This is a genomic window from Bacteroides sp. LFL-34 (genome assembly GCF_027257075.1).
Taxonomy (GTDB): domain Bacteria; phylum Bacteroidota; class Bacteroidia; order Bacteroidales; family Bacteroidaceae; genus Bacteroides; species Bacteroides ovatus.
This window is the reverse complement of sequence record NZ_JAPQKZ010000003.1, coordinates 233,268-254,600: the sequence shown is the minus strand read 5'-3', so window position 1 is coordinate 254,600 and position 21,333 is coordinate 233,268. Positions and strand designations below refer to the sequence as shown.

The 21,333-nt window shown below is 40.5% G+C and carries 16 protein-coding genes; 8 read left to right on the top strand and 8 right to left on the bottom strand.

Annotation, left to right across the window (positions count from 1 at the left end; translation table 11 throughout):
- Positions 1 to 50: 50 nt before the first annotated feature.
- Complete coding sequence (locus N5O98_RS03090; RefSeq protein ID WP_004296710.1) at positions 51 to 1,025, top strand: polyprenyl synthetase family protein; 975 nt, start codon at positions 51 to 53, stop codon at positions 1,023 to 1,025.
- Here N5O98_RS03090 and N5O98_RS03085 read toward each other — a convergent pair whose 3' ends face one another.
- The 8 genes from N5O98_RS03085 to N5O98_RS03050 all read right to left on the bottom strand — a co-directional run bounded on the left by N5O98_RS03085 (position 1,026) and on the right by N5O98_RS03050 (position 9,837).
- On the bottom strand, positions 1,026 to 1,706 hold the full coding sequence (locus N5O98_RS03085; RefSeq protein ID WP_022199984.1) for a DUF1266 domain-containing protein: 681 nt from the start codon (positions 1,704 to 1,706) through the stop codon (positions 1,026 to 1,028).
- Positions 1,707 to 2,100: 394 nt separating this feature from the next.
- A complete protein-coding gene (deoC, locus tag N5O98_RS03080) occupies positions 2,101 to 3,003 on the bottom strand; it encodes a deoxyribose-phosphate aldolase (RefSeq protein WP_004302958.1) in 903 nt (300 codons plus the stop codon).
- The gene (locus N5O98_RS03075; RefSeq protein ID WP_004296714.1) at positions 2,990 to 3,328 is read right to left on the bottom strand and encodes a nucleotide pyrophosphohydrolase; all 339 of its coding nucleotides are present in this window, start codon (positions 3,326 to 3,328) and stop codon (positions 2,990 to 2,992) included. Before N5O98_RS03075 ends, deoC begins: the two co-directional genes overlap by 14 nt.
- Positions 3,329 to 3,347: 19 nt before the next feature.
- On the bottom strand, positions 3,348 to 3,800 hold the full coding sequence (gene dtd / locus N5O98_RS03070) for a D-aminoacyl-tRNA deacylase (protein ID WP_022199983.1): 453 nt from the start codon (positions 3,798 to 3,800) through the stop codon (positions 3,348 to 3,350).
- Between the two features lie 238 nt (positions 3,801 to 4,038).
- Positions 4,039 to 5,874 (bottom strand): excinuclease ABC subunit UvrC, encoded by a 1,836-nt coding sequence (uvrC, locus tag N5O98_RS03065; RefSeq protein ID WP_022199982.1) that lies wholly within the window; start codon positions 5,872 to 5,874, stop codon positions 4,039 to 4,041.
- A 69-nt stretch (positions 5,875 to 5,943) separates the two neighbouring features.
- Positions 5,944 to 6,474 carry an adenine phosphoribosyltransferase gene (locus N5O98_RS03060; protein ID WP_022199981.1) on the bottom strand — a complete coding sequence of 177 codons (531 nt, stop codon included), beginning with the start codon at positions 6,472 to 6,474 and terminating at the stop codon, positions 5,944 to 5,946.
- Between the two features lie 50 nt (positions 6,475 to 6,524).
- A complete protein-coding gene (mnmG, locus tag N5O98_RS03055) occupies positions 6,525 to 8,411 on the bottom strand; it encodes a tRNA uridine-5-carboxymethylaminomethyl(34) synthesis enzyme MnmG (RefSeq protein ID WP_022199980.1) in 1,887 nt (628 codons plus the stop codon).
- A gap of 787 nt (positions 8,412 to 9,198) precedes the next feature.
- Positions 9,199 to 9,837, bottom strand: a complete 639-nt coding sequence (locus N5O98_RS03050; RefSeq protein WP_004298017.1) for an HU family DNA-binding protein — start codon at positions 9,835 to 9,837, stop codon at positions 9,199 to 9,201.
- 309 nt (positions 9,838 to 10,146) lie between these two features.
- Here N5O98_RS03050 and N5O98_RS03045 point away from each other — a divergent pair, with 309 nt between their 5' ends.
- The 7 genes from N5O98_RS03045 to N5O98_RS03015 all read left to right on the top strand — a co-directional run bounded on the left by N5O98_RS03045 (position 10,147) and on the right by N5O98_RS03015 (position 21,260).
- On the top strand, positions 10,147 to 11,457 hold the full coding sequence (locus N5O98_RS03045) for a VapE domain-containing protein (RefSeq protein ID WP_004298019.1): 1,311 nt from the start codon (positions 10,147 to 10,149) through the stop codon (positions 11,455 to 11,457).
- Between the two features lie 368 nt (positions 11,458 to 11,825).
- On the top strand, positions 11,826 to 12,395 hold the full coding sequence (locus N5O98_RS03040; protein ID WP_004298021.1) for an RNA polymerase sigma-70 factor: 570 nt from the start codon (positions 11,826 to 11,828) through the stop codon (positions 12,393 to 12,395).
- A gap of 244 nt (positions 12,396 to 12,639) precedes the next feature.
- Positions 12,640 to 13,854: a FecR family protein gene (locus N5O98_RS03035; RefSeq protein WP_004298022.1), complete on the top strand. Its 1,215-nt coding sequence runs from the start codon at positions 12,640 to 12,642 to the stop codon at positions 13,852 to 13,854.
- Between the two features lie 51 nt (positions 13,855 to 13,905).
- Complete coding sequence (locus N5O98_RS03030) at positions 13,906 to 17,262, top strand: SusC/RagA family TonB-linked outer membrane protein (RefSeq protein WP_004298023.1); 3,357 nt, start codon at positions 13,906 to 13,908, stop codon at positions 17,260 to 17,262.
- Positions 17,263 to 17,276: 14 nt separating this feature from the next.
- Positions 17,277 to 18,800 (top strand): RagB/SusD family nutrient uptake outer membrane protein, encoded by a 1,524-nt coding sequence (locus tag N5O98_RS03025; RefSeq protein WP_004302963.1) that lies wholly within the window; start codon positions 17,277 to 17,279, stop codon positions 18,798 to 18,800.
- Between the two features lie 21 nt (positions 18,801 to 18,821).
- Complete coding sequence (locus N5O98_RS03020; RefSeq protein ID WP_004298027.1) at positions 18,822 to 19,568, top strand: DUF4843 domain-containing protein; 747 nt, start codon at positions 18,822 to 18,824, stop codon at positions 19,566 to 19,568.
- Positions 19,569 to 19,586: 18 nt separating this feature from the next.
- Positions 19,587 to 21,260 carry a PKD-like family lipoprotein gene (locus N5O98_RS03015; protein ID WP_022199979.1) on the top strand — a complete coding sequence of 558 codons (1,674 nt, stop codon included), beginning with the start codon at positions 19,587 to 19,589 and terminating at the stop codon, positions 21,258 to 21,260.
- Positions 21,261 to 21,333: the final 73 nt, after the last annotated feature.

The window sequence follows — 21,333 nt, the reverse complement described above, 5'->3', positions numbered from 1 at the left end:
TACGGTATTAAGCGTTTTATTATTACTTTTGTGCTCAAATTGTGTAATAAATGGACAGTATCTCACTTATCAGAACTCCGATTGAAGCGGAACTGGGCGACTTCAAAGAACTTTTTGATAGTTCTCTCTCCAGTTCAAATGCATTGCTCGATAGCGTCGTATCTCACATACGGCAGAGGAATGGTAAGATGATGCGGCCTATTCTTGTTTTACTCGTGGCACGTCTTTATGGAGCTATATGTCCTTCCACTCTTCATGCGGCTGTTTCACTGGAACTCCTTCATACGGCCAGCCTGGTACATGATGACGTAGTGGATGAAAGTTCCGAACGTCGTGGACAGCTCTCGGTAAATGCTATCTTTAATAATAAAGTAGCGGTGCTGACGGGTGACTATTTATTGGCAACCAGCCTCGTACACGCCGAACTGACAAACAGTCATCGTATTATTCAGCTGGTGTCCACTCTTGGACAGGATCTTGCTGACGGTGAGTTGCTTCAGCTTTCAAATGTAAGTAATCACAGTTTTTCCGAGGAAGTCTATTTTGATGTAATCCGCAAGAAAACTGCTGCTCTTTTTGCTGCCTGCACAAAGGCTGCCGCTTTCTCGGTAGGTGTGGGTGAGGGGGAAGCTGAACTTGCCCGTTTGCTGGGCGAATATATTGGGATCTGTTTCCAGATAAAGGATGATATTTTCGATTACTTTGATAATAAGGAGATTGGTAAACCTACGGGTAATGATATGCTTGAAGGTAAACTGACATTACCTGCTTTGTATGTGCTGAATACGACGAAAAACGAGGAAGCGCAAGAAATTGCAATCAAAGTAAAGGAGGGTACGGCTACTCTTGATGAAATAGCTCATTTGATTTCGTTTATTAAAGAAAACGGAGGTATTGAATATGCGGTTCAGACTATGAATGTCTATAAGCAAAAAGCTTTTAATCTATTGGCTTCTTTGCCGGATTCTGATATCTGTGCAGCTCTCCGGGCTTATCTGGATTACGTAGTAGACCGCGAAAAATAGTTACTTCCGGTATTTTGCCAGAAGTGAATAGCACAATAATAACCGGTCCCAATCTTCTATCTTTTCCGATTTCATCGCTTTTCCTAAAAGGAAACTCTTGTCTATTTCTTCCGCTGTATGAAGATCTAAAGAGCATAATTTGGCGGCTTGCTCTATGTAGTCCCAGGCTTCCTCTTTGGTGATGTGACCACATGCTTGGGAGGCGCGCGCCAGGCTCACAAGCAGTCCCATATCCCATCCGATAATGCCTTTTTCCAAGTCATTTATCCATATAATAGGGTCCCTTCTTTCCTCTGTATATTTCACAAATTTGTATAGATTCTTTCCTTGACGGATAAAGCGTTCCACTCCGAAAAAACGCTTTTGAATGATGTTTTCGAACTCGTTGATGTTCTCTGTAGAGAGTAAATAGGGGAGCATAATCTGGTAGGAGACTCTGTCGCCTTCGTTGATAAGGAACTGGAATAGTCCGGTGGCGGACTCATTATCGGTGCAGTGAAACTCCTCTGTTAGCAGTTTGGATAGCTTTTGCGGATGGATTCCGGTCTCCATGGAGTTGAGATAGAAGCCTTGCAGTCCGGCTTCCATATAACCGATGCGTAGCCCCTTCTTTTTCTCTGCTCCGAGGATGAGGTTCAGAGGGTTGTGATTAAATCTTAAGGTTCTTGTATATGCGTCCATCCTAATACCTTCAAAGGTTCATGAAAAGCGTGAGAACTGTTGCCATGTATTTTCCTGAGGCTTCGGCAAGCCGTTATGAGTATACAAGCAACAGTCCCACGCTCCATTCGATATATAACAAAAGTATATACATGAAGGTGCGTGAGACCCGTTTGCTTATTACCATTCATAACTTTGAATTTTGCCGAATTCCAGGAATTGGTAATAAATGAAACGTTCTCTAATATAACTAATTAGCTATATTTTCATCGCTAAACCTTTTACAAAGATAAGTATTTTTCTGAATTCTCCTGTAACTATCTTTAGATTTTCTTAAATAAAAAATACCGCGTCGGTTCCCGGAGTACGGGAATCGCGCGGTAAGGCGTATTTGATTGCTAATGTAGCCTTTAGCTTAGAAGAACTTGATTTCTTCCCCTTTGATGTCAGAAAGAAGGAGGTTGGCTAAGCGGCTGGTTCCCAGGCGGAACAGTTGATTATCCAGCCATTCTTCACCCAATAGCTCTTTTACAATTGTGTAGTAAATAATCGCATCATTAACGGTATTGATGCCACCTGCCGGTTTGAATCCAATCTTGATTCCGGTCTTCTGGTGGTATTCTTTGATGGCTTCACACATCACGTAAGCGGCTTCCGGAGTAGCGGCAGGCTGTTGCTTACCAGTGGAAGTCTTGATGAAATCTGCGCCCGAATACATGGATAGGATAGAGGCTTTCTTGATGTTGGAAGCGCTCTTTAGTGCACCAGTTTCGAGGATCACTTTGAGGTGGCGTTCCTTGCAAACTTCCTTTAATTCCTGTATTTCTTCACACATTCCTTCGTAGTCTCCGCTTAGGAATTTGCCGATGGAAATGACAATATCTATTTCATCTGCACCTTCTGCGATTGCTAATGCTGTTTCTGCCACTTTTACTTCAATGAATGTCTGTGAAGAGGGAAAACCTCCTGATACACAGGCTATATTGACTCCGTCTACCTCCAGCGTATTCTTAACGATGGCTGCAAAATTGGGGTATACACAGATTGCTGCAACATTTTTAAGATCAGGATATTCGTCGTCAAACTGATTGACTTTTTCGGTAAAGTGCATCACACTTTTGTCACTGTCTGTACTATTCAAAGTAGTCAGATCAATACAGTTGAACAGGAACTTCTTAACGTCTTCCGTGTTGTTTGCCGGCACTTTTTTCTCAATCAATTCAGCTACGCGAGCTTGAATATCTGCATCGCTCAGATTGGTATTATACTTTGCCAATGCGGCATTGTACTTGTTGGGCTGTGAGTTATTCTCTTCCATGATCTTTCAGTTTTGGGTTGTTGATATGTCTTTTATTATCTCGTTTCGTTTTCTTATCCATGCTTTTCTGGAAAGCAGTGGTTATGTCTACACCTGTCTGGTTGGCAATGCAGAGAAGCACCCATAAAACGTCTGCTATCTCTTCATCTATATTATCTTTCTCTCCCTCTTTAAAGGATTGATCTCCATATTTGCGGGCCATGACACGCGCCAGTTCTCCTACTTCTTCCGTCAGAACTGCCATATTGGTCAACTCGCTGAAGTAACGGACGCCGTATGTTTTCACCCATTGGTCCACTTGTTTCTGTGCTTCTTCCAGAGTCATAATTGTTGATGGTTGGTTATTATTCTTTGTTTTTTGTATCCATGCATATAGTAACGGGACCGTCGTTTAAAAGTTCAACTTTCATGTCTGCCCCAAAGATGCCTGTGCCTATTTCTTTTCCCAATGCACCGCTTAAATCTTTGCAGAATTGTTCGTAGAGTGGGATAGAGACATCCGGCTTGGCAGCTTTGATATAGGAGGGGCGATTTCCTTTCTTGGTAGAAGCGTGTAGCGTGAACTGGCTGATAACCAGAATCTCACCTCCATCTTCTAAAATAGATTTGTTCATTACGCCATTCTCATCATCGAAGATACGTAGATTTACAATCTTCTTGCAGAGCCAGTCGATATCTTCCTGCCCGTCTGCTTCTTCAATACCGACTAATATCAGCATCCCTTTCCCAATGGACGACTTGCAGTGTCCTTCAATGGTTACTGACGCATGGTTTACCCGTTGTATGACTATTCTCATTGTTATTTATTCTATTTCATGATTAGGAAAGGCAAATTTACAAAATTCAGAAGAGAAAACGGTGTGTTGATGGGAAAATATTGTGAATTCGCTCCGTAGTCAATAGGACCATTCGTTATTGTTTGTTGTCAATTCGCTATCTTGATAGTGATAATCAACTTATTGATTGTTATGGTTTGAAATTTAGAGCGGCACTGCTCGAACTTTCGAACAGTGCCGCCTTGGCTGACGTATTTCCTTATTGTTGTTCGTTACCTAAACCTTCTTTTACAGTCTTGGCTTTCGCTTCTCCAATCACAGCGGAAATCTCCTCAAAAGAGGCTTCTTTGATCCGTTTTACGCTCTTAAATTCTTTCAGAAGCGCTGTTTTTGTCTTTTCTCCAATCCCTTTGATATTGTCTAATGCCGATGCTACCTGCCGTTTGCTGCGTTTATCACGATGGAAACTGATGGCAAAGCGGTGCACCTCATCCTGAATCTGTGTCAGCAAACGGAATAACGGGCTTTGCTGTTTGATACCGATAGTCTGCGGAGGAAATCCAAAAAGCAGTTCCGATGTGCGATGGCGATTGTCCTTTGCCAGTCCGGCAATCGGGATTGTTAAGTTCAGCTCATCTTCAATCACCTCTCTAACGACCTCCATTTGGCCTTTTCCACCATCGGTGATAATCAGGTCGGGCAGAGGGGTGTTCTCTTCAATAGCGCGCTGATAACGTCTTCTGACGACCTCTTTCATGGATGCATAGTCGTCAGGTCCTACAACCGTCTTTATATTGTATTTCCGATAATCCTTCTTTGAGGGTTTAGCCTTTTTAAAGACAACGCAAGCGGCCACGGCATCAGAACCCTGTATGTTTGAGTTGTCAAAGCATTCAATTTGCAAAGGCGGTCTGTCCAGATGCAACTCTTGCTGTATCTCTTTCATTAATCGCATACTTCTTTGCTCCGGATTCAGCTTTTCCGCCTGTTTTAGACGGTCGGCTTTGTATTGCTTCACGTTTAGAATCGAAAGATCCAGCAATTTCTTTTTATCTCCCCGCTGTGGAACGGTAAATACGATGTTGTTTAGCTCCAAATCAAGTTCAAAAGGCACTATAATCTCTCTGGATTGACTCTTATAGCGTTCCCGCATTTCGATAATACCCAGTGTCAAAAGTTCTTCTTTTGATTCATTCAGCTTCTTTTTATATTCGAATGTAAACGCCTGGTTAATGGCGCCGTTTGTAATATGCAGATAGTTGATGAAAGCGGAATTGGACTCGTCCTCTTCAATAGAAAATACATCTATGTTGTGCAATACAGCGCTTACTACCTCCGATTTGGAACGGTAGTTTTCTATCAGAAGATATTTCTCTTTCACCTTCTGTGCTTCTTCAAACTTCATCTCACCGGCTAATGTCTGCATCCTTTCCAGTAGCATACGGCTGATTTCTTGTGTATTTCCTTTCAGGATCTCTTTGATTTCATCAATGTTTTTGAGATAATCCTCCTGTGATTGTAGCCCGATGCATGGTCCTGCGCAGTTCTTTATATGATATTCCAGGCATACGTTGAACTTACCAGCCCGTATGTTCTCCGGAGTTAGGTTTAAACTGCAAGTTCGCAAAGGATATAAATGCTTTATCAGATCCAGTACCGCATACATGGATGGTATGTGACTATACGGTCCATAATACGAAGAACCGTTCCTGATAATCTTCCTTGTTCTGAAAACTCTGGGAAAATACTCGTTTTGTACGCAAATAGAAGGGTATGTCTTGTCATCCTTTAATAGAACGTTGTAGCGCGGCTTATATTTCTTTATCAGATTATTCTCCAGCAATAACGCATCTTCTTCCGTGTTGACTACAATATAACGAATATCGGCGATTTTGCTGACCAGCACTCGTGTCTTTCCCGGTTCATGCTCTTTGCTGAAGTAGGAGTAGACTCTTTTCTTTAGATTTTTAGCTTTTCCAACGTATATAATTGTGCCCTCCGTGTTCAAGTATTGGTAAATACCCGGTTTCTCGGGAAGGTTGGCTACAATCCCTTTCAAATATTCATTGTCTCTGCTTTCTGGTTCTGTATTCATAATTGTTAGGTACGAAAGATCGCTAGCTACTTACTTTTGACACATTCTCTGTAAATAGAGGCAAATCCTTTATAAAGACAATACCGATTCTACTTCTACGTCATCTCCAAACAATGATTTTCCATTCAGTTCTTTCAATTCGATGATGAAGTTTACATATATCTTTTTAGGCTTTAGTCTTTTCACCAATTCGCAAGCTGCTTTCATAGTGCCTCCTGTTGCCAGCAAATCATCATGTAGTAGAACTACGTCATTCTCGTCCAGTGCATCTTTGTGGATTTGCACCGTGTCTTTGCCGTACTCCTTATCGTAGCTTTCTTCAATCGTTTCTGCTGGGAGTTTGCCCGGCTTGCGGATTGGAATAAAACCGGCGTTTAGACGGGTTGCCAGAATCGGTCCCATAATGAAGCCTCTTGATTCTATACCCACCACCTTGGTGATTCCTTTATCCTTATACATATCGAACATGATATTGGATAATTCCTGCAAGCACCATGGATCTTTGAATAGAGTAGTGACGTCGTAGAACAGGATTCCGGGAATCGGAAAATCGGGTACTTCCCGAATGCTTTTGATTAGTGTTTCTTTGCTCATAATCATTGAATTATATCGTTTCTTTAAATGCTTTGTTTCACGTGAAACGTTGCCGCTTATCGTCCCGAAAGCACCAGCAGCACGTTGATGTCGCTAGGAGAGACTCCCGGAATTCTGCTCGCTTGCGCGATTGTTTCCGGATTTATCTTTGCCAGCTTTTGCCGAGCTTCGGTGGAAAGGGATTGAATGGTGGAATAGTCAAATTTTCCTTTAATCTTAATACTCTCCAATCGTGCTAGTTTTTCAGCTATCATTCTCTCTCTATCAATATATCCTTGATACTTGATTAGGATTTCGGCAGCTTCGAGAATCTCTTCTTTCCGGTCTTGATCCGAACTCGTCGCTTTTTCCAGTTCGCGTTGAAACGCCGGAACATATTCTGCTATATTTTCTATTGTCACTTGCGGGCGGTTCAGAATCTCTATCAACTTACAACCTTGACGTAGGGGCGTTGTCCCTATCTTTTCGAGAGCATTGTTGATTAGTGCCGGTTTCATCGAATAGTTGCGCGCGAAAGAAATGATTTGTTCCACGGCTTCTTTCTTGCCTCTTACTAACTGATATCGATCTTCTTTTGCCAACCCAAGCTTAAATGCTTTCTCTGTTAAGCGCATATCGGCATCATCCATGCGAAGCAGAATGCGGTATTCCGCACGCGAGGTAAACATACGGTAAGGTTCATCCACACCTTTGGTAACCAAATCGTCGATTAATACGCCAATATATGCTTCATCGCGAGCCAAAGTAAATGCTTCTCCGCCGTGGCAGTTAATGTGTGCATTGATACCGGCTATCAATCCTTGTCCTCCTGCTTCCTCGTATCCGGTGGTTCCGTTTACTTGTCCGGCAAAGAACAAATTTTTGATAATCTTCGATTCCAACGTATGTTTTAATTGAGTCGGATCGAAATAGTCATATTCGATAGCGTATCCCGGGCGGTAGATAACCAGATCTTTGAAAGCCGGGATTTGTTTTAATGCTGCAATTTGTATTTCCATCGGAAGCGAAGAAGAGAATCCGTTAAGATATAACTCTTGTGTCGTTTCTCCTTCCGGTTCGAGAAATAACTGGTGCTGATCTTTATCCGGGAAAGTGACAATCTTGGTTTCGATGCTCGGACAATAGCGTGGCCCGATACTTTGAATCTGTCCGTTGAACAGGGGAGAATCCGGCAAACCTTCACGCAGAATCCGGTGTACTTCTTCATTAGTGTAGCATGTCCAGCATTGAAGTTGCTTTAAGTGGTGCGTGCTAGTATTCATGAATGAGAACTTGTGGAAGTCCGATTCGCCGTCTTGTGTTTCCATCTGGTCAAAATGAACACTACGTGCGTCAATTCGTACCGGAGTACCGGTTTTCATTCTTCCGTAGGTGATACCGTGGCGGGCGATGGATTCGGTCAACTGATAGGAAGCCAGTTCGGCCATTCTTCCTCCCGGTAATTTATGACGTCCTACATGCATCAGTCCGTTGAGGAAAGTTCCTGCGGTGAGCACAATGCATTTCGCTTTGAAGGTGACGCCCCATGCGGTGACCAATCCAGTGACCTCACCGTTTTCTACGAGCAGTTCACATACGGTATCTTGCCAGATATGAAGGTTGGGTGTATTTTCCAGTTTCTCTCGCCAGGACCAAATGAACTTAGCCCGGTCGCATTGGGCGCGGGGGCTCCACATGGCTGGACCTTTCGAGCGGTTTAGAATTCGGAATTGAATGGCAGTCTCATCTGTCACTAATCCCATCTGTCCACCCAATGCATCTATTTCACGTACAATTTGTCCTTTGGCGATTCCTCCTACAGCCGGATTGCAACTCATCTGTCCAATCTTGTTCATGTCCATAGTGATGAGACAAGTTTTGGAACCTAAATTAGCAGCGGCTGCCGCTGCTTCACAACCAGCATGTCCGGCACCAATTACAATTACGTCGTACTTAAAATCCATTCCTATCTTATTTATTATCAAACGCTGCAAAGTTACAGAAAAGTTGTGAGACTTGTATCTTCAAGCTGTTTTTGCTTCTGAAAATCCGAGGAGGAATCCGGCTTAACTGAAAAAACGCCGTAATTTCGGGTTAGAAATATGCAGATTGTTCGAAAATAGACCGCTTATTGGCTTTTGTGATTGTATATTTTGGGATGGAATGGCAATAGTTTGTCTTTTCAATCCCTTGTTTTGCTTTCTTTTTGTTAGTTGTGTGCTTGCTCAATTATGAGTGCAACTAGAGAGTAAAAGGAAAGATTTGTTGAAAATGCGGATTGTTGTGAAAATAAACGTGAGGTTTACACTCAAAATCTACCCTACGTCTTGACATAAGTCAAAAAAATAAGTCTGAATGTAATTTTTTGTATGATGGCTTTTGCTGTTTTCGCAAACAGCTATACCTTTGCAGTGTAGTTGTGAAACTACTTATATTTTAGGTATTAGAAAAAGGTAATAATTAAAAGGTATTAGTTTATAAAACTAAGGTATTAGATTTTAAGATTAGTTTTTAGGAAAAAGATTGTTTTGATTAGGTATTAGGAAAAAGACGTTTTCAGGTAAAGAGTAAATGAAAGATGAAGAAAAAGAAGAATCCCATTTATGGGGATTCTTTAAAGGTGGAGCGGAATGATTCGCTCTTTTTTTGTGCCCTTTGTTCATTCTCTTCACATTGAGATAAGTCTCAATTTATCAGTCTTTTTACGTGATTCGTTGAGTGAAAATACCTCTTTCATATCCTTCACAGTCATTACCGTGAAGGATGTGCCGCATCTCTGGATACGCCATAATAACCGGGAGCAGGCACATACATCGGCTGATTGCGCAAACCGATATTCACCAGCTTTCCTTCTCCACGCAAACGTACCAAATGCGTTTTGGCCGTAGTACGTGCCAAACCACACACTTCCTGAAAATCACGGCGGGTCATCATCTGATGTTCGGCAAAATATTCTTTCAACAGCATATCAATCTCCACCTCTGACACCTTCTCCGAATGACGGACATACTTGGACTGATTGGCGCGGACACCCACAAAATGTCCTTTCAGATTACTGTCAGGGCGAAATCGGACAGTTTTGAAAGCCACCTTATTAGTCTTATGCGGAGTGCTACGAGTCACTTTCCCCGTAGCAGCCAAAGTGGGATAAAAATAGCCGATCCCCTCGATATGTACTTCTTTTCCCTCTCGCAACGACTCGCCGAGAATCTTCGATAAGTTATCAAGCACATTCTTTACATCGCCCACAGTCAACGAACTGTAGTCATGAATCTTGTAACAAAGAGTATCCGTATCCACTTTTCCATTCATAAAGATACGCGGATGCAACGCCGCTTCTTCTTCCGAAGAAGCATTAGGATTTTCATACCAATCAAACACAATAGCCATTACTTCTTATCAATTTAAATGTGTAACTTCATCATAGGACAACTTTAATCGGCTATTCGGACGATTGGAATCGGCTGTTCAGTCAACTATTGTCAGCCAACCGGACAACTCCAGTCGGCTTTTCCTAAACAAGCACTAAAGATACGACAAAGTAACGATATATCAGCATAGGAAAGCTTGTTTTTCGTTTCAGAAGAAAATAAATATTTTCTTAGTTAAATACTTGCAAACCCCATATTTCATGTTATACCTTAGCAGCATCAACCGGTCGAAAAAACAACATTTATTCATTTAAAAAACAAGAAAAATATGAAGACATTAGAATATAACTCGAAACGTTTGGCAAAAAGAATACAAGCATTGATGAAAGAATCGTCAAACGTCATCGTTTCACCGAACACTTCAAAGAACGTACCGAAAATGCAAGAAATAGATGAACAGGAAGCATATAAACAAGAAGTACATAAACACCCCGTCCTTCTAACACGACAAGTGATTGACTTTTTGAAAGTACGATATGACTTCCGCTACAACTTACTCACCGAAGAAACCGAATTTCGCCCCTCCGGGCAACGAGAAATTCCTTTCTGCCGCATAGACAAGCGAGAACTGAATACTTTCTGCCTGGAAGCCCACAAAGAAGGAATCAACTGCTGGGACAAGGACCTTCAAAGATACATTTACTCTACCCTAGTGGAAAGCTACCACCCTTTCCGGCTTTATATGAACGAACTACCTGCCTGGGACGGAACGGATCGGTTGAAGCCCTTGGCGAAGCGAGTATCCGACACTCCTATATGGATAAAAAGCTTTCACACCTGGATGCTCGGACTTGCCGCCCAATGGCTGGGAGTGAATCAAACACAAGCAAACAGCGTAGCCCCGATACTTATCAGCGAAGAACAGGGACGCCATAAATCCACTTTCTGCCGTATGCTGATGCCGCCACAACTAGCCCGTTATTATTCGGATAATCTGAAACTAACCGCACAAGGCAATCCCGAACGTCTCCTAGCCGAGATGGGGTTACTAAACATGGACGAATTTGATAAATTCGGAGCACAAAAGATGCCGTTACTTAAAAATCTGATGCAAATGTCCAGCCTCAACATCTGCAAAGCCTATCAGAAAAATTTCCGGTCGCTGCCTCGTATCGCCTCTTTCATCGGAACAAGTAACCGGACTGACTTACTGTGCGATCCGACAGGCAGCCGCAGATTCATCTGCATTGAAGCGGAGCATGATATTGACTGTACCGGAATTGAACATTCACAAATCTACGCCCAACTGAAAGAGGAATTGCTTGCAGGTGCCCGTCACTGGTTCAACAAGGAGGAAGAACATGCTTTGCAACGTCATAATAGCGCATACTATCATGTCAACCCCATAGAAGACATTGTGTGCAACATATACGCGCCTGCCATGTTGGATGAACCGGATTGTCTGTCACTCTCCGCCGCTATCATTCATCAAGAATTGAAAAAGAGGTTTCCGGCTGTACTTCGTAATTGTACTCCTATCCAATTGGCGCAGATTCTGACTGCAACGGGTATCAGTCGACAGCATACGAGATTGGGCAATGTGTATTTGGTGAAGAAAGTGAAGGGCTGTGAAGAGTGAGAATGATACTACCTGTTCACATAAGATATCTGTGAATAAGATGGTTACGCCTCTGTGACGACTGTGAATGACAGCATATATCATAGCAATCAGAAAGTAGTAAACAATCAAGTCCCGAACATATTTTGATTGGTAATGATTTTATTGCAAATAATGTTATTACTAATCGAAGTATTTCTTATTTTTATATTCCTCTTTAAAGCTTGCGCCTTTTGTGCCCTGTTGCATTTTATTTTTTATTTTGTAAGTCGGCAAGGTCTGCGTTTCTGAAAAAAACAATATATTTGCATTCATAAATATCGCAAAAGTAAGTAGTTACGGTGATTTTTATAAATTTTGTTCTCTTTTTTCGCAGGAAAAGTGACAGTATGAACGATAAAATTGACATCATAGTAGCGGGAGTAAACCGGAAGGATAAAAAGATGTGGGGCGATTTCTACGATCGTTTTTATACTGCTTTATGTGTTTATGTTTCCAAGATATTGCCAGTCCCCGATGCGGTGGAAGATTTGGTACAGGAAGTTTTTATTTCTGTATGGGAGGGGAAGCGTACCTTTTCTGATATTAAAGAACTTACCAATTATCTTTATCGTGCCTGCTATAATAATGCCTTATTATATATACGTAATAATCAAATTCATGATACTATTTTAAGTTCTTTGGCGGAAGAAGAAAGTATGGTGGACGAAGATACGATTTATGCACTGACAGTAAAAGAAGAAATTATCCGGCAACTCTATTGCTATATCGAAGAACTTCCTGCCGAACAACGTCGGATTATTTTAATGAGAATTGAGGGACATACATGGGAAGAGATAGCGGAACGTCTGGAGATAAGTATCAATACTGTCAAAACCCAAAAGACTCGCAGCTATAAATTCCTCCGTGAAAGGTTGGGGGATTCCATTCATTCCATAATTCTTTTTTTATTTTTCTAAAAATAAAAAAACATTCTGATACTTCTTTGTCTTTTTATTGATTGATTAAAATTTATTCTATTTGTTAAAATCAAATCTTTTTCTTCTATATAATGACATTATGATATATTTCTACCTCTAAATTCTGATTCATTATTCTTTTATCTCAAAAAGATGTCATCTTTTTGTCACCCGTTTTTATGAGTTGTGTATATCTATAATAAAGATGAATTAAACAATTGTTTAATTAAAAAAACGCAATAAGATGAAGAAGTTCGAAAATGTATATCAAGACGCTGCTTTAATGAGAAAGGTTCTTTTGGGGGAGGCTGATGAAGTGGAACAAAAAGATCTTGAGAAACGGTTGGCAGAATGTCCGGACTTACGAAATGTATACGAGCAGTTACAGAGCGGGGAGACTTTGAAAGTCGCCTTTGGAGAATATCAAAAATATTCGTCAAAGAAAGCTTATCAGTCTTTTCTTCAGAGTATCGGGCAGATGGAATCGAAAGGCCGGAAGAGTCGTTCTCGTCGGGTGGGGTGGTACGCTGCTGCGGCTGTCGTTACTTTAGCCGTTGCTCTTTCTTTCTATATGTCGAATTATATCTCATCGGAAAAAGAAGGGAAAACTTTGATTCAGCCGGGAACGCAGCAGGCACAATTGACTTTGTCCGATGGCAGCGTGATTGATGTGCATAGAAAAGAAGTAAGCGTAGTAGTAGATGGCGTTCAAGTAAAATATAAGAAAGGAGTGCTGTCTTATCAGCCTACCGTCACGACACAACATGAGGAGAAAAACATTGAAGAACAATCTGGCAAATCAAATGAACTGGTAATACCGCGTGGAGGTGAAAATACTGTAATCCTTGCAGATGGAACGACAGTACATTTGAATGCCGGTTCTAAATTGACCTATCCGGTACGTTTTGCCGGTAAACGTCGAATTGTGCGTTTGGAGGGTGAAGCTTATTTTGATGTAGCAGGAGATGAGAATCATCCATTTGTGGTACAAACTCATCTCGGGGAAATAACTGTACTTGGTACTGAATTCAACGTGAATGCTTATGCCGATACCCCTGTTTGTTATACAACCCTAGTACATGGAAAAGTGAAATTCTCTACATTAAATGCGGAAACGGTTACTCTCTCACCGGGTGAACAAGCTGTTGTATTTGCCAATAGTTCAACGAAACGCAAGGTGGATTTGGAAGAATATGTTGGTTGGGTAGATGGTATGTACATCTTTAATGACCGTCCCTTGGGCGATATAATGAAGACATTCGAACGCTGGTACGACATACAGGTTTATTACGAAACCCCTAACCTGCGCGACATTACCTATAGTGGTAACTTGAAACGCTACGGAACAATAAATTCATTCCTGGATGCACTGGAACTGACAGGAGACCTTACTTATAAAATCAGTGGCAGGAATATATTGATATATGACAAAGTGGAAGAACAGGAATGGAAAAGATAGAATATTAGAATAGTTAGAATATTAGGTACACAAAAGTTTAATTATTAATTTATGAGAGAAAAACGATGGCTGCTATGTTTTCTAGTGGCAATGTGCTGTACGTTTAGTGCATGGGCATTACCGTCACAAGACAAGACGGTGACTTTGAAACTGCACAATGTCTCTATAGAGACTGTCCTGGATGCAGTGAAAAAACAGACAGGTGTGAATATGTTATATAATTCACAAATGTTCAAGGGTGTTCCTTCGGTATCACTTGATGTGAAGAACGAGAGATGGGATACAACTCTTAAATTAGTGTTGAATCCTCAAGGGTTTGACTATGTGATGAAAGACGGTATTGTTGTCATTCGAAAACAAAAGCGTGAAAACCGTGTCCGTGGTATGGTGACAGACTCACATGGAGAGCCGATTCCCGGAGCTAGTATTATTGTTAAAGGTACTCGTACAGGTACTTCTACCAATATTGAAGGTGAATTTACTTTGGACGTAAAAAGTGATAAGGTGGTGTTGGAAGTTTCTTTTATAGGTATGAAGAAGCAAACTGTCCAAGTGGATGCTACTCGTCGGAAAACGGTTGAAATTACATTGGTGGATGATGTCAAAACATTGGAAGATGTGGTTGTGACCGGATATAGCAATGTACGTAAATCCAGTTTTACGGGTAGTTCGACTCAGATTTCGGGTGATGACTTGCGTAAGGTGTCACAGACAAATATAATTGGGGCGATCCAGTCATTCGATCCCTCTTTCCGTTTGGTAGATAACGTACAATTTGGTTCTGACCCGAATGCTTTACCAGAAATGTATATTCGTGGACGTTCCGGTTTTGGCGTTAAAGAACTGGATAAAGATCAGCTTTCAAAATCAAATTTGGAGAATAATCCTAATTTACCAACTTTTATCATGGACGGTTTTGAAGTAAGCATTGAGAAGGTATATGACTTGGATCCTACCCGTATTGAGAGTTTGACGGTTTTGAAAGATGCTGCTGCTACTGCTATGTATGGTTCACGTGCTGCTAATGGAGTGGTGGTAATTACTACTGTTGCTCCGAAAGCAGGAGAGGTTCGTGTCTCTTATAACTTTACAGGAACGTTGGAAATGCCCGATTTACGGGATTATAATTTGGCAAATGCATCGGAGAAGCTGGAAATAGAGCGTCTCGCAGGATTATTTGATAAAGGACAAGCTAACATTCCATCGACTGCGGTAGGGATGAACAACTATTATAAGAAATACGCTTTAATTCAAAAAGGAGTAGATACGGATTGGATGTCTATTCCACTTCAAAATTCTTTCAATCATAAGCACAGTATTTACTTAGAGGGAGGAACACCTAATTTGCGTTATGGTGTGGACGGTTCATTTAATATAGCAGATGGTGTGATGAAGGGTACAGAACGTAATCGCTATAGTGCAGGCTTCTCTTTGGATTATCGCATCAAGAATTTGCAAGTAAGAAACTATGTATCTTTCGGGCATACGAAATCGAAAGAATCTCCGTATGGTTCGTTTAGTGATTTTAGCGGACTACAGCCTTATGACTCTCCTTATAAAGATGATGGAACACTCCGGGAGAAACTCACATATTCGAAAATTAGCGGACGTGACAATAATAATCCGCTATATGAAGCAACTTTGGGTAATTATAATTGGAACTCTTATGATGAGGTTATTGATAATTTGAGCTTTAACTGGTACCTGAATGATTACTGGACGGTTAAAGGGCAGTTCAGTGTAACGAAGAAATATTCCAAATCAGAGAAGTTTATTGATCCGCTTTCAAGTAAGACTAGTGTTACAGGTTCAAAAGATAATAATCTTGCCGGTGATTTGTATACGACGAATGGAGAAAGTTTGGATTGGAATTCCAATGCTTTTTTATACTATACACGTAGCTTTAACAAGCAGCACAATTTGAATGTTTCAGCAGGTTGGGAAGCAGCTTCAGGTACCACTGAGAGTACCAATGCTCATTATCGTGGATTTCCGTCGGGTGAGTTTCACTCTCTGAATTATGCGGCGGAAGTATATAAGAAACCTACTCGTACTGAGAATACCACACGAAGGGTTAGCGTATTAGCTTCTGCCAATTATACGTGGAATGATATTTATTTGGTAGACGCTTCTGTACGTTTCGACGGTTCGTCAGAGTTTGGGGCGAATCAGAAGTGGGCTCCTTTCTTCTCTGGAGGTTTAGGTGTTAATATTCATAACTATGATTTCTTCAAAAGTAACGGATATATCAATAAGTTAAAATTACGTGCTTCTTATGGGCGTACCGGTAAAGTTAATTTCCCGGCTTATGCTGCAACGACGATGTATGAAACTTTATTTGATGAATGGTATATAACAGGTTATGGGGCTGTATTGAAAGCTTTAGGTAATAAAGATTTGACTTGGGAAAAGACGGATAAGCTGAGTGTTGGTATCGAAACAAAAACGTTCCATGATCGCCTGACTGTTGATTTCGAGTATTACTATAATAAGACAATTGACTTGGTGAATGATGTCACTCTTTCCCAAACTTCCGGTTTCTCTACTTACAAAGATAATATGGGACAAGTTGCCAACAAAGGCGTAGAATTAAAACTTCGTGCGGATATTTATCGTGACAGAAACTGGAATGTGGCGTTATGGGGAAATATGGCGCACAATAAGAATGAGATTCTGAAGATTTCCGACTCTCAGAAAGCATATAATGAGAGAGTGGCCGCTTATTATAAAAATGAAGCACTTTATCAAGAAACATTAGGGCTGTCTCATGGTGCGGAATATTCGGTACCACTGCCACAGTATGAGGAAGGAGCTTCTCTGACTTCAATTTGGGCTGTACGTTCATTGGGCATTGATCCTACTACGGGTAAAGAGATCTTTTTGAACCGTGATGGCTCTATAGCTGATAAGTGGAATGCTGCGCAGGAGGTTGTAGTTGGAAATACAGAACCTAAATGTAGTGGTGCTTTCGGGTTGAACCTGTCGTATAAGAATTGGACTCTGTTTGCTTCATTTCTTTATGAGTGGGGTGGACAGGAATACAATCAAACATTGGTCAACAATGTGGAAAATGCGGACTTAGTGAACAAGAATGTCGATTTACGCGTATTGACGGACAGATGGAAAAAACCGGGTGACATAGCTCAGTTTAAAGATATTAAAGACCGGGGGATGACTACTTTGCCAACATCACGTTTCGTGCAGGATAAAGCATTGGTTCGATTGAATTCATTGAATGTCAGCTATGATTTTAACCGTGACTGGATAAAAAAACATCTCCGCATGAATCTGCTTCGTCTGGAAGCTTCTACGAGCGACTTGATAAACTGGTCCTCTATTAAACAGGAACGCGGATTGAGCTATCCGAGATCTTGGAAAGTGGAATTCTCATTAAAAGCACAGTTCTAAAAAAAGAAGAAAAAATGAAAAAGATATATACAATAATATTTGTGTCATGTCTAGCAGCTATCTCGTTCAGTTCTTGTAGTGACTGGCTGGACGTGAGACCTGCGGATGAGATAAAGGAAGAATATTTGTTTGAGACAGGAAATGGTTATCGTACAGCTCTGAACGGTATATACCGGAAGTTGGCGACTTTCGATTTGTACGGTAGTAATCTGAGCTGGGGGTTGATAGATGGCTGGGGACAGGTATATGACTTGGACAAAGCCCCCGACAGCGGTGGTGGTAAAGCTATGAAGAAATTATCGAAGTTTTTGTATAAGAACTCTGAACTTACTCCTACAACAGATGCTATGTGGAGCGCAGCGTGGAATATCATAGCCAATTGTAATAACCTTGCACAGCAGGTGGCAGAGGAAGATACAATGCTGTTCTACAAACGTACGCAGGAGAAAAATATGATTTTAGGAGAAGCTATTGCCTTACGGGCGTATATGCATTTTGATTTGTTACGTATATATGCGCCGTCTTTGGCTATGAATCCGGGAGATAGGCTTTTTATTCCTTATGTGGACAAATATCCATCTTATTTATCCGATCGACAAACAGTCGGTTACTGTTTGGAACGCATCATCGCTGATTTAGTAGAAGCGCAAAAGATTTTGAAGGATGTGGATAAGTCATCAGAGTTTACTTCGGGTAATCGTTTTACTAAGTCTCCTTCCGGAGAAGAACGTTTTGTGTGGTACAGAGGATTCCATCTTAATTATCATGCCGTAACTGCGGAGTTGGCTCGTGTTTACTTATATGCAGGACAATCGGAAAAGGCCTATGAAACAGCGAAGTTACTAATAGATATTAATGCTGATAAAGGTTATTATAAGGCAGTAACAAGTAGTTATAGTGGACCTATGAATATAGAGAATGGGAATATAAAGATGTATGAAGACATTATATTTGCATTATATTCTACAGATCAGACTGATTGGGATTTGGAGATTAATCATGCAAGTGATAATGCTACCAAACCGGATGATGAAAAGTATCTGGCTTTGAGTGATGCTGTGATAACGAAATTCTTCGGTACCGAAAGCGATAAAGACTGGCGTCTTAAGTATCAGTTAGGACCGAATACTTCTTCTTTTTATCGTTCATTGAAGTATAAAAAACAAGATGAAGGTTCTGGTTTTGGTAAAGTGAATAGTACAATGGTGCCTATGATTCGTATGTCTGAAGTATATTATATAGCTGCAGAGGCTATTTATGATACAGATAAGGAATTGGCCAAGACATATCTTAAAACTGTGAAACAAGGGAGAGGTATTAGTTCTCCTGACCTTAGCAAATCGGGTACGAAGCAAGACTTTATTAATCTGATTGTTGATGACGCCCGTCGCGAGTTTATTGGCGAAGGACAGACTTTCTTTTTATACAAGCGTTTGAAACGGAACTTGGAAGGGTCGGATGAAAAGCAGTCCGTAGAATATCCGGCGATTGAAGATAATTTGGTGATGCCATTGCCTGATTCGGAAAGCAATATTTAAATTTTGAAAGATTGAAGATATATGAAAAGAATAAGTTTTTATATAGTCATTGTATTGTTGGGAGTCTCCTTCTTTACTTCTTGTGAGGAGCAAGGATTACTGACCCATACAAATGATGTGTCATATATTGCATTTGAGAAAAATATGACAACAGATACAACAGGTGTATCTTTTAAGTTTTACAATGAAGGTGAAAATGCTAAGATATTATTAGGAGTTACCATTTCTGGAAAAGTACAGGATAAGGATTTGGAGTTTACGGTCAGTGTAGATCCGGAACGAACGACTTTGCCTGCTACCCAATATGAATTGCCAGAGAAGTGCGTAATTAAAGCAGGAGAACTAACCGGAGAAATATTGGTGGTTCTGAAGTATTACGAAAAATTGGATACGAAAGCTGAACTGCTGACGTTGCAAGTGAATGACGGTGGTGAGGTTCGTCAAGGTCCGAGTGTCTATTCACGTGCTATTATTTCCGTATCTAATTTGTTGTTTGCACCTGAGTGGTGGACTAGAAACGACGGTGATGTGAATAATCCCTACAACATTGTTGAAGAATGGTATTTGGGGAGGTATTCGGAAAAGAAATATTTAATGTTTTTGGAAGAATTGAAAAAAGACGGGGTGGTATTTGACGGAAAAGATATGTTTATATTGCGTAAATATGCACTGCGTCTGAAAAATAGAATTAAAGATTATAATACTCAACATCCGGATGAACCCATGAGTGATGAGTATGGTAAAATGGAAATTCCTGTTGCCGGATAATTAAAAAACGGAAGAAGTATGAAAAAGATAACAGTTTATATTTTATTACTACTTTTATTGAGTAGCATTTGCAGTTGCCTGGATGATAAAAACAATTATGATTATACACCGATTAATGAACTGAAAGGCACTATTAGTAATATTGAAAAAAACTATAGTGTTGGGATAGATGAAGACTTAGTTATAACACCTACGTTTGAGTTTACAATTGATAAAACAGATCCGGATGTGAGTTACGAATGGAGACTAGACGGAGAATTGTTGAATGTAAAAGCACCTTCGTATACTTTCAATTCTCATAAGATCGGATTGTTTGAACTCACATTTTCCGTCATCGACAATAAAACAGGGGTTAAGTACTCTGCTTCAACAGATATTTTGGTTCGTTCTCCTTATCAGAGAGGATGGGTGGTTTTGTCTGACGTAGATGGAAAGTCAACACTTTCATTTATCAAGATTAAGACCTTGTATGGTGTGTCAGAAACTGTGAATATCTGGGGTGAGAAAGTGGTACGTGATTCTATCGCATATCATTCTGTCGAAAAGTATTTAGTCAAAGATTTAGGAACCAACCCCAAAGGTGTTTTTGAGCATTTGGGTTATCCTAGTACTTTCGGACAGGTAGAGACTGTATATGATGAACTGGTAGTGATGCAAGATCGTTGGGTGGAGCTGAACGGTAATACTTTGGAGCGTGAAGTATATACAGAGGATGAGTTCTATGGGGATTTGCCGGTGGGAGGCTTCAAACCTGTAGAAGCTGCCATGTCTTACTCTGCAAAATTTATTCGTGATGAAAATGGATATATTTATATGCACACGAAGCCGGTTGCAAATGATTTTCATGCTGGAGCCTATATGTCTATTCCACTGTGGAATTATACTAAATTCAGTGCTTTATATCCTGTACAGAAGTTTAAGGACAGAAATATGGATGCGGTTCTGGCTCTCCGTGAAGAGGATAACTCATTGGTAATTATTCGAAATGGAGGTGGGGTGAAGAATAGTTCCAATGATCCGACATTTTATGATAATACGGTGAAGGATACCGGAGAAATAGTTGAATTTGAAGGAGAGGATGCTAAGAACTTTCAGAATATGCGTGATGAAAGTATTGTAACAATGAAAACTGCGTCAGTTAATGTGAATGGCGACATGATGCAAGCATGGGTTGCCTTGATGAAGGGTAACGATATGTCTTATCAATTGCGCTATTTCAGAATGAAGAATAAAAAATGGGATATATATGATTATTATGAAAATGACTTGACGTCATTGAAAAATAAAGAGTATACAGATATGGCTGTATTTGAACAAAAGCAGTATGTTGTTATTGCAATGGGGAATGAATTGTGGTATTGCCAATATGTGAAAGGTGTGGCATCTGCTCCAAAATTGATTCATACATTTGACAAGAAGGTGATTGCTCTTTCATCTAATGATATATATTTGTATCCAAAATATGGAGTTTACAACGGTCAGTTAGGGGTTGCCTTGGAAGACGGAAGTTTCTTTATATATGGGGTGGAAGAGAAGGACAAGCAAGAATCAGGATTGGTTAATGATGTAAAAATAAAACAATTATACCCGAATGAGGAAAGTGAGAAGGAGGGAGATAATAATTTTGGAAAAATAGTGGATGTACTATATAAAATAGGAAATGCTAACCAGATTGTTCAGTATGACCTTTAAAATAACTTGATCTATATAGATTATGCGGGGAATCGCATTGAGTCTTGAATACTTTATGTGATTCTCCTTTGTT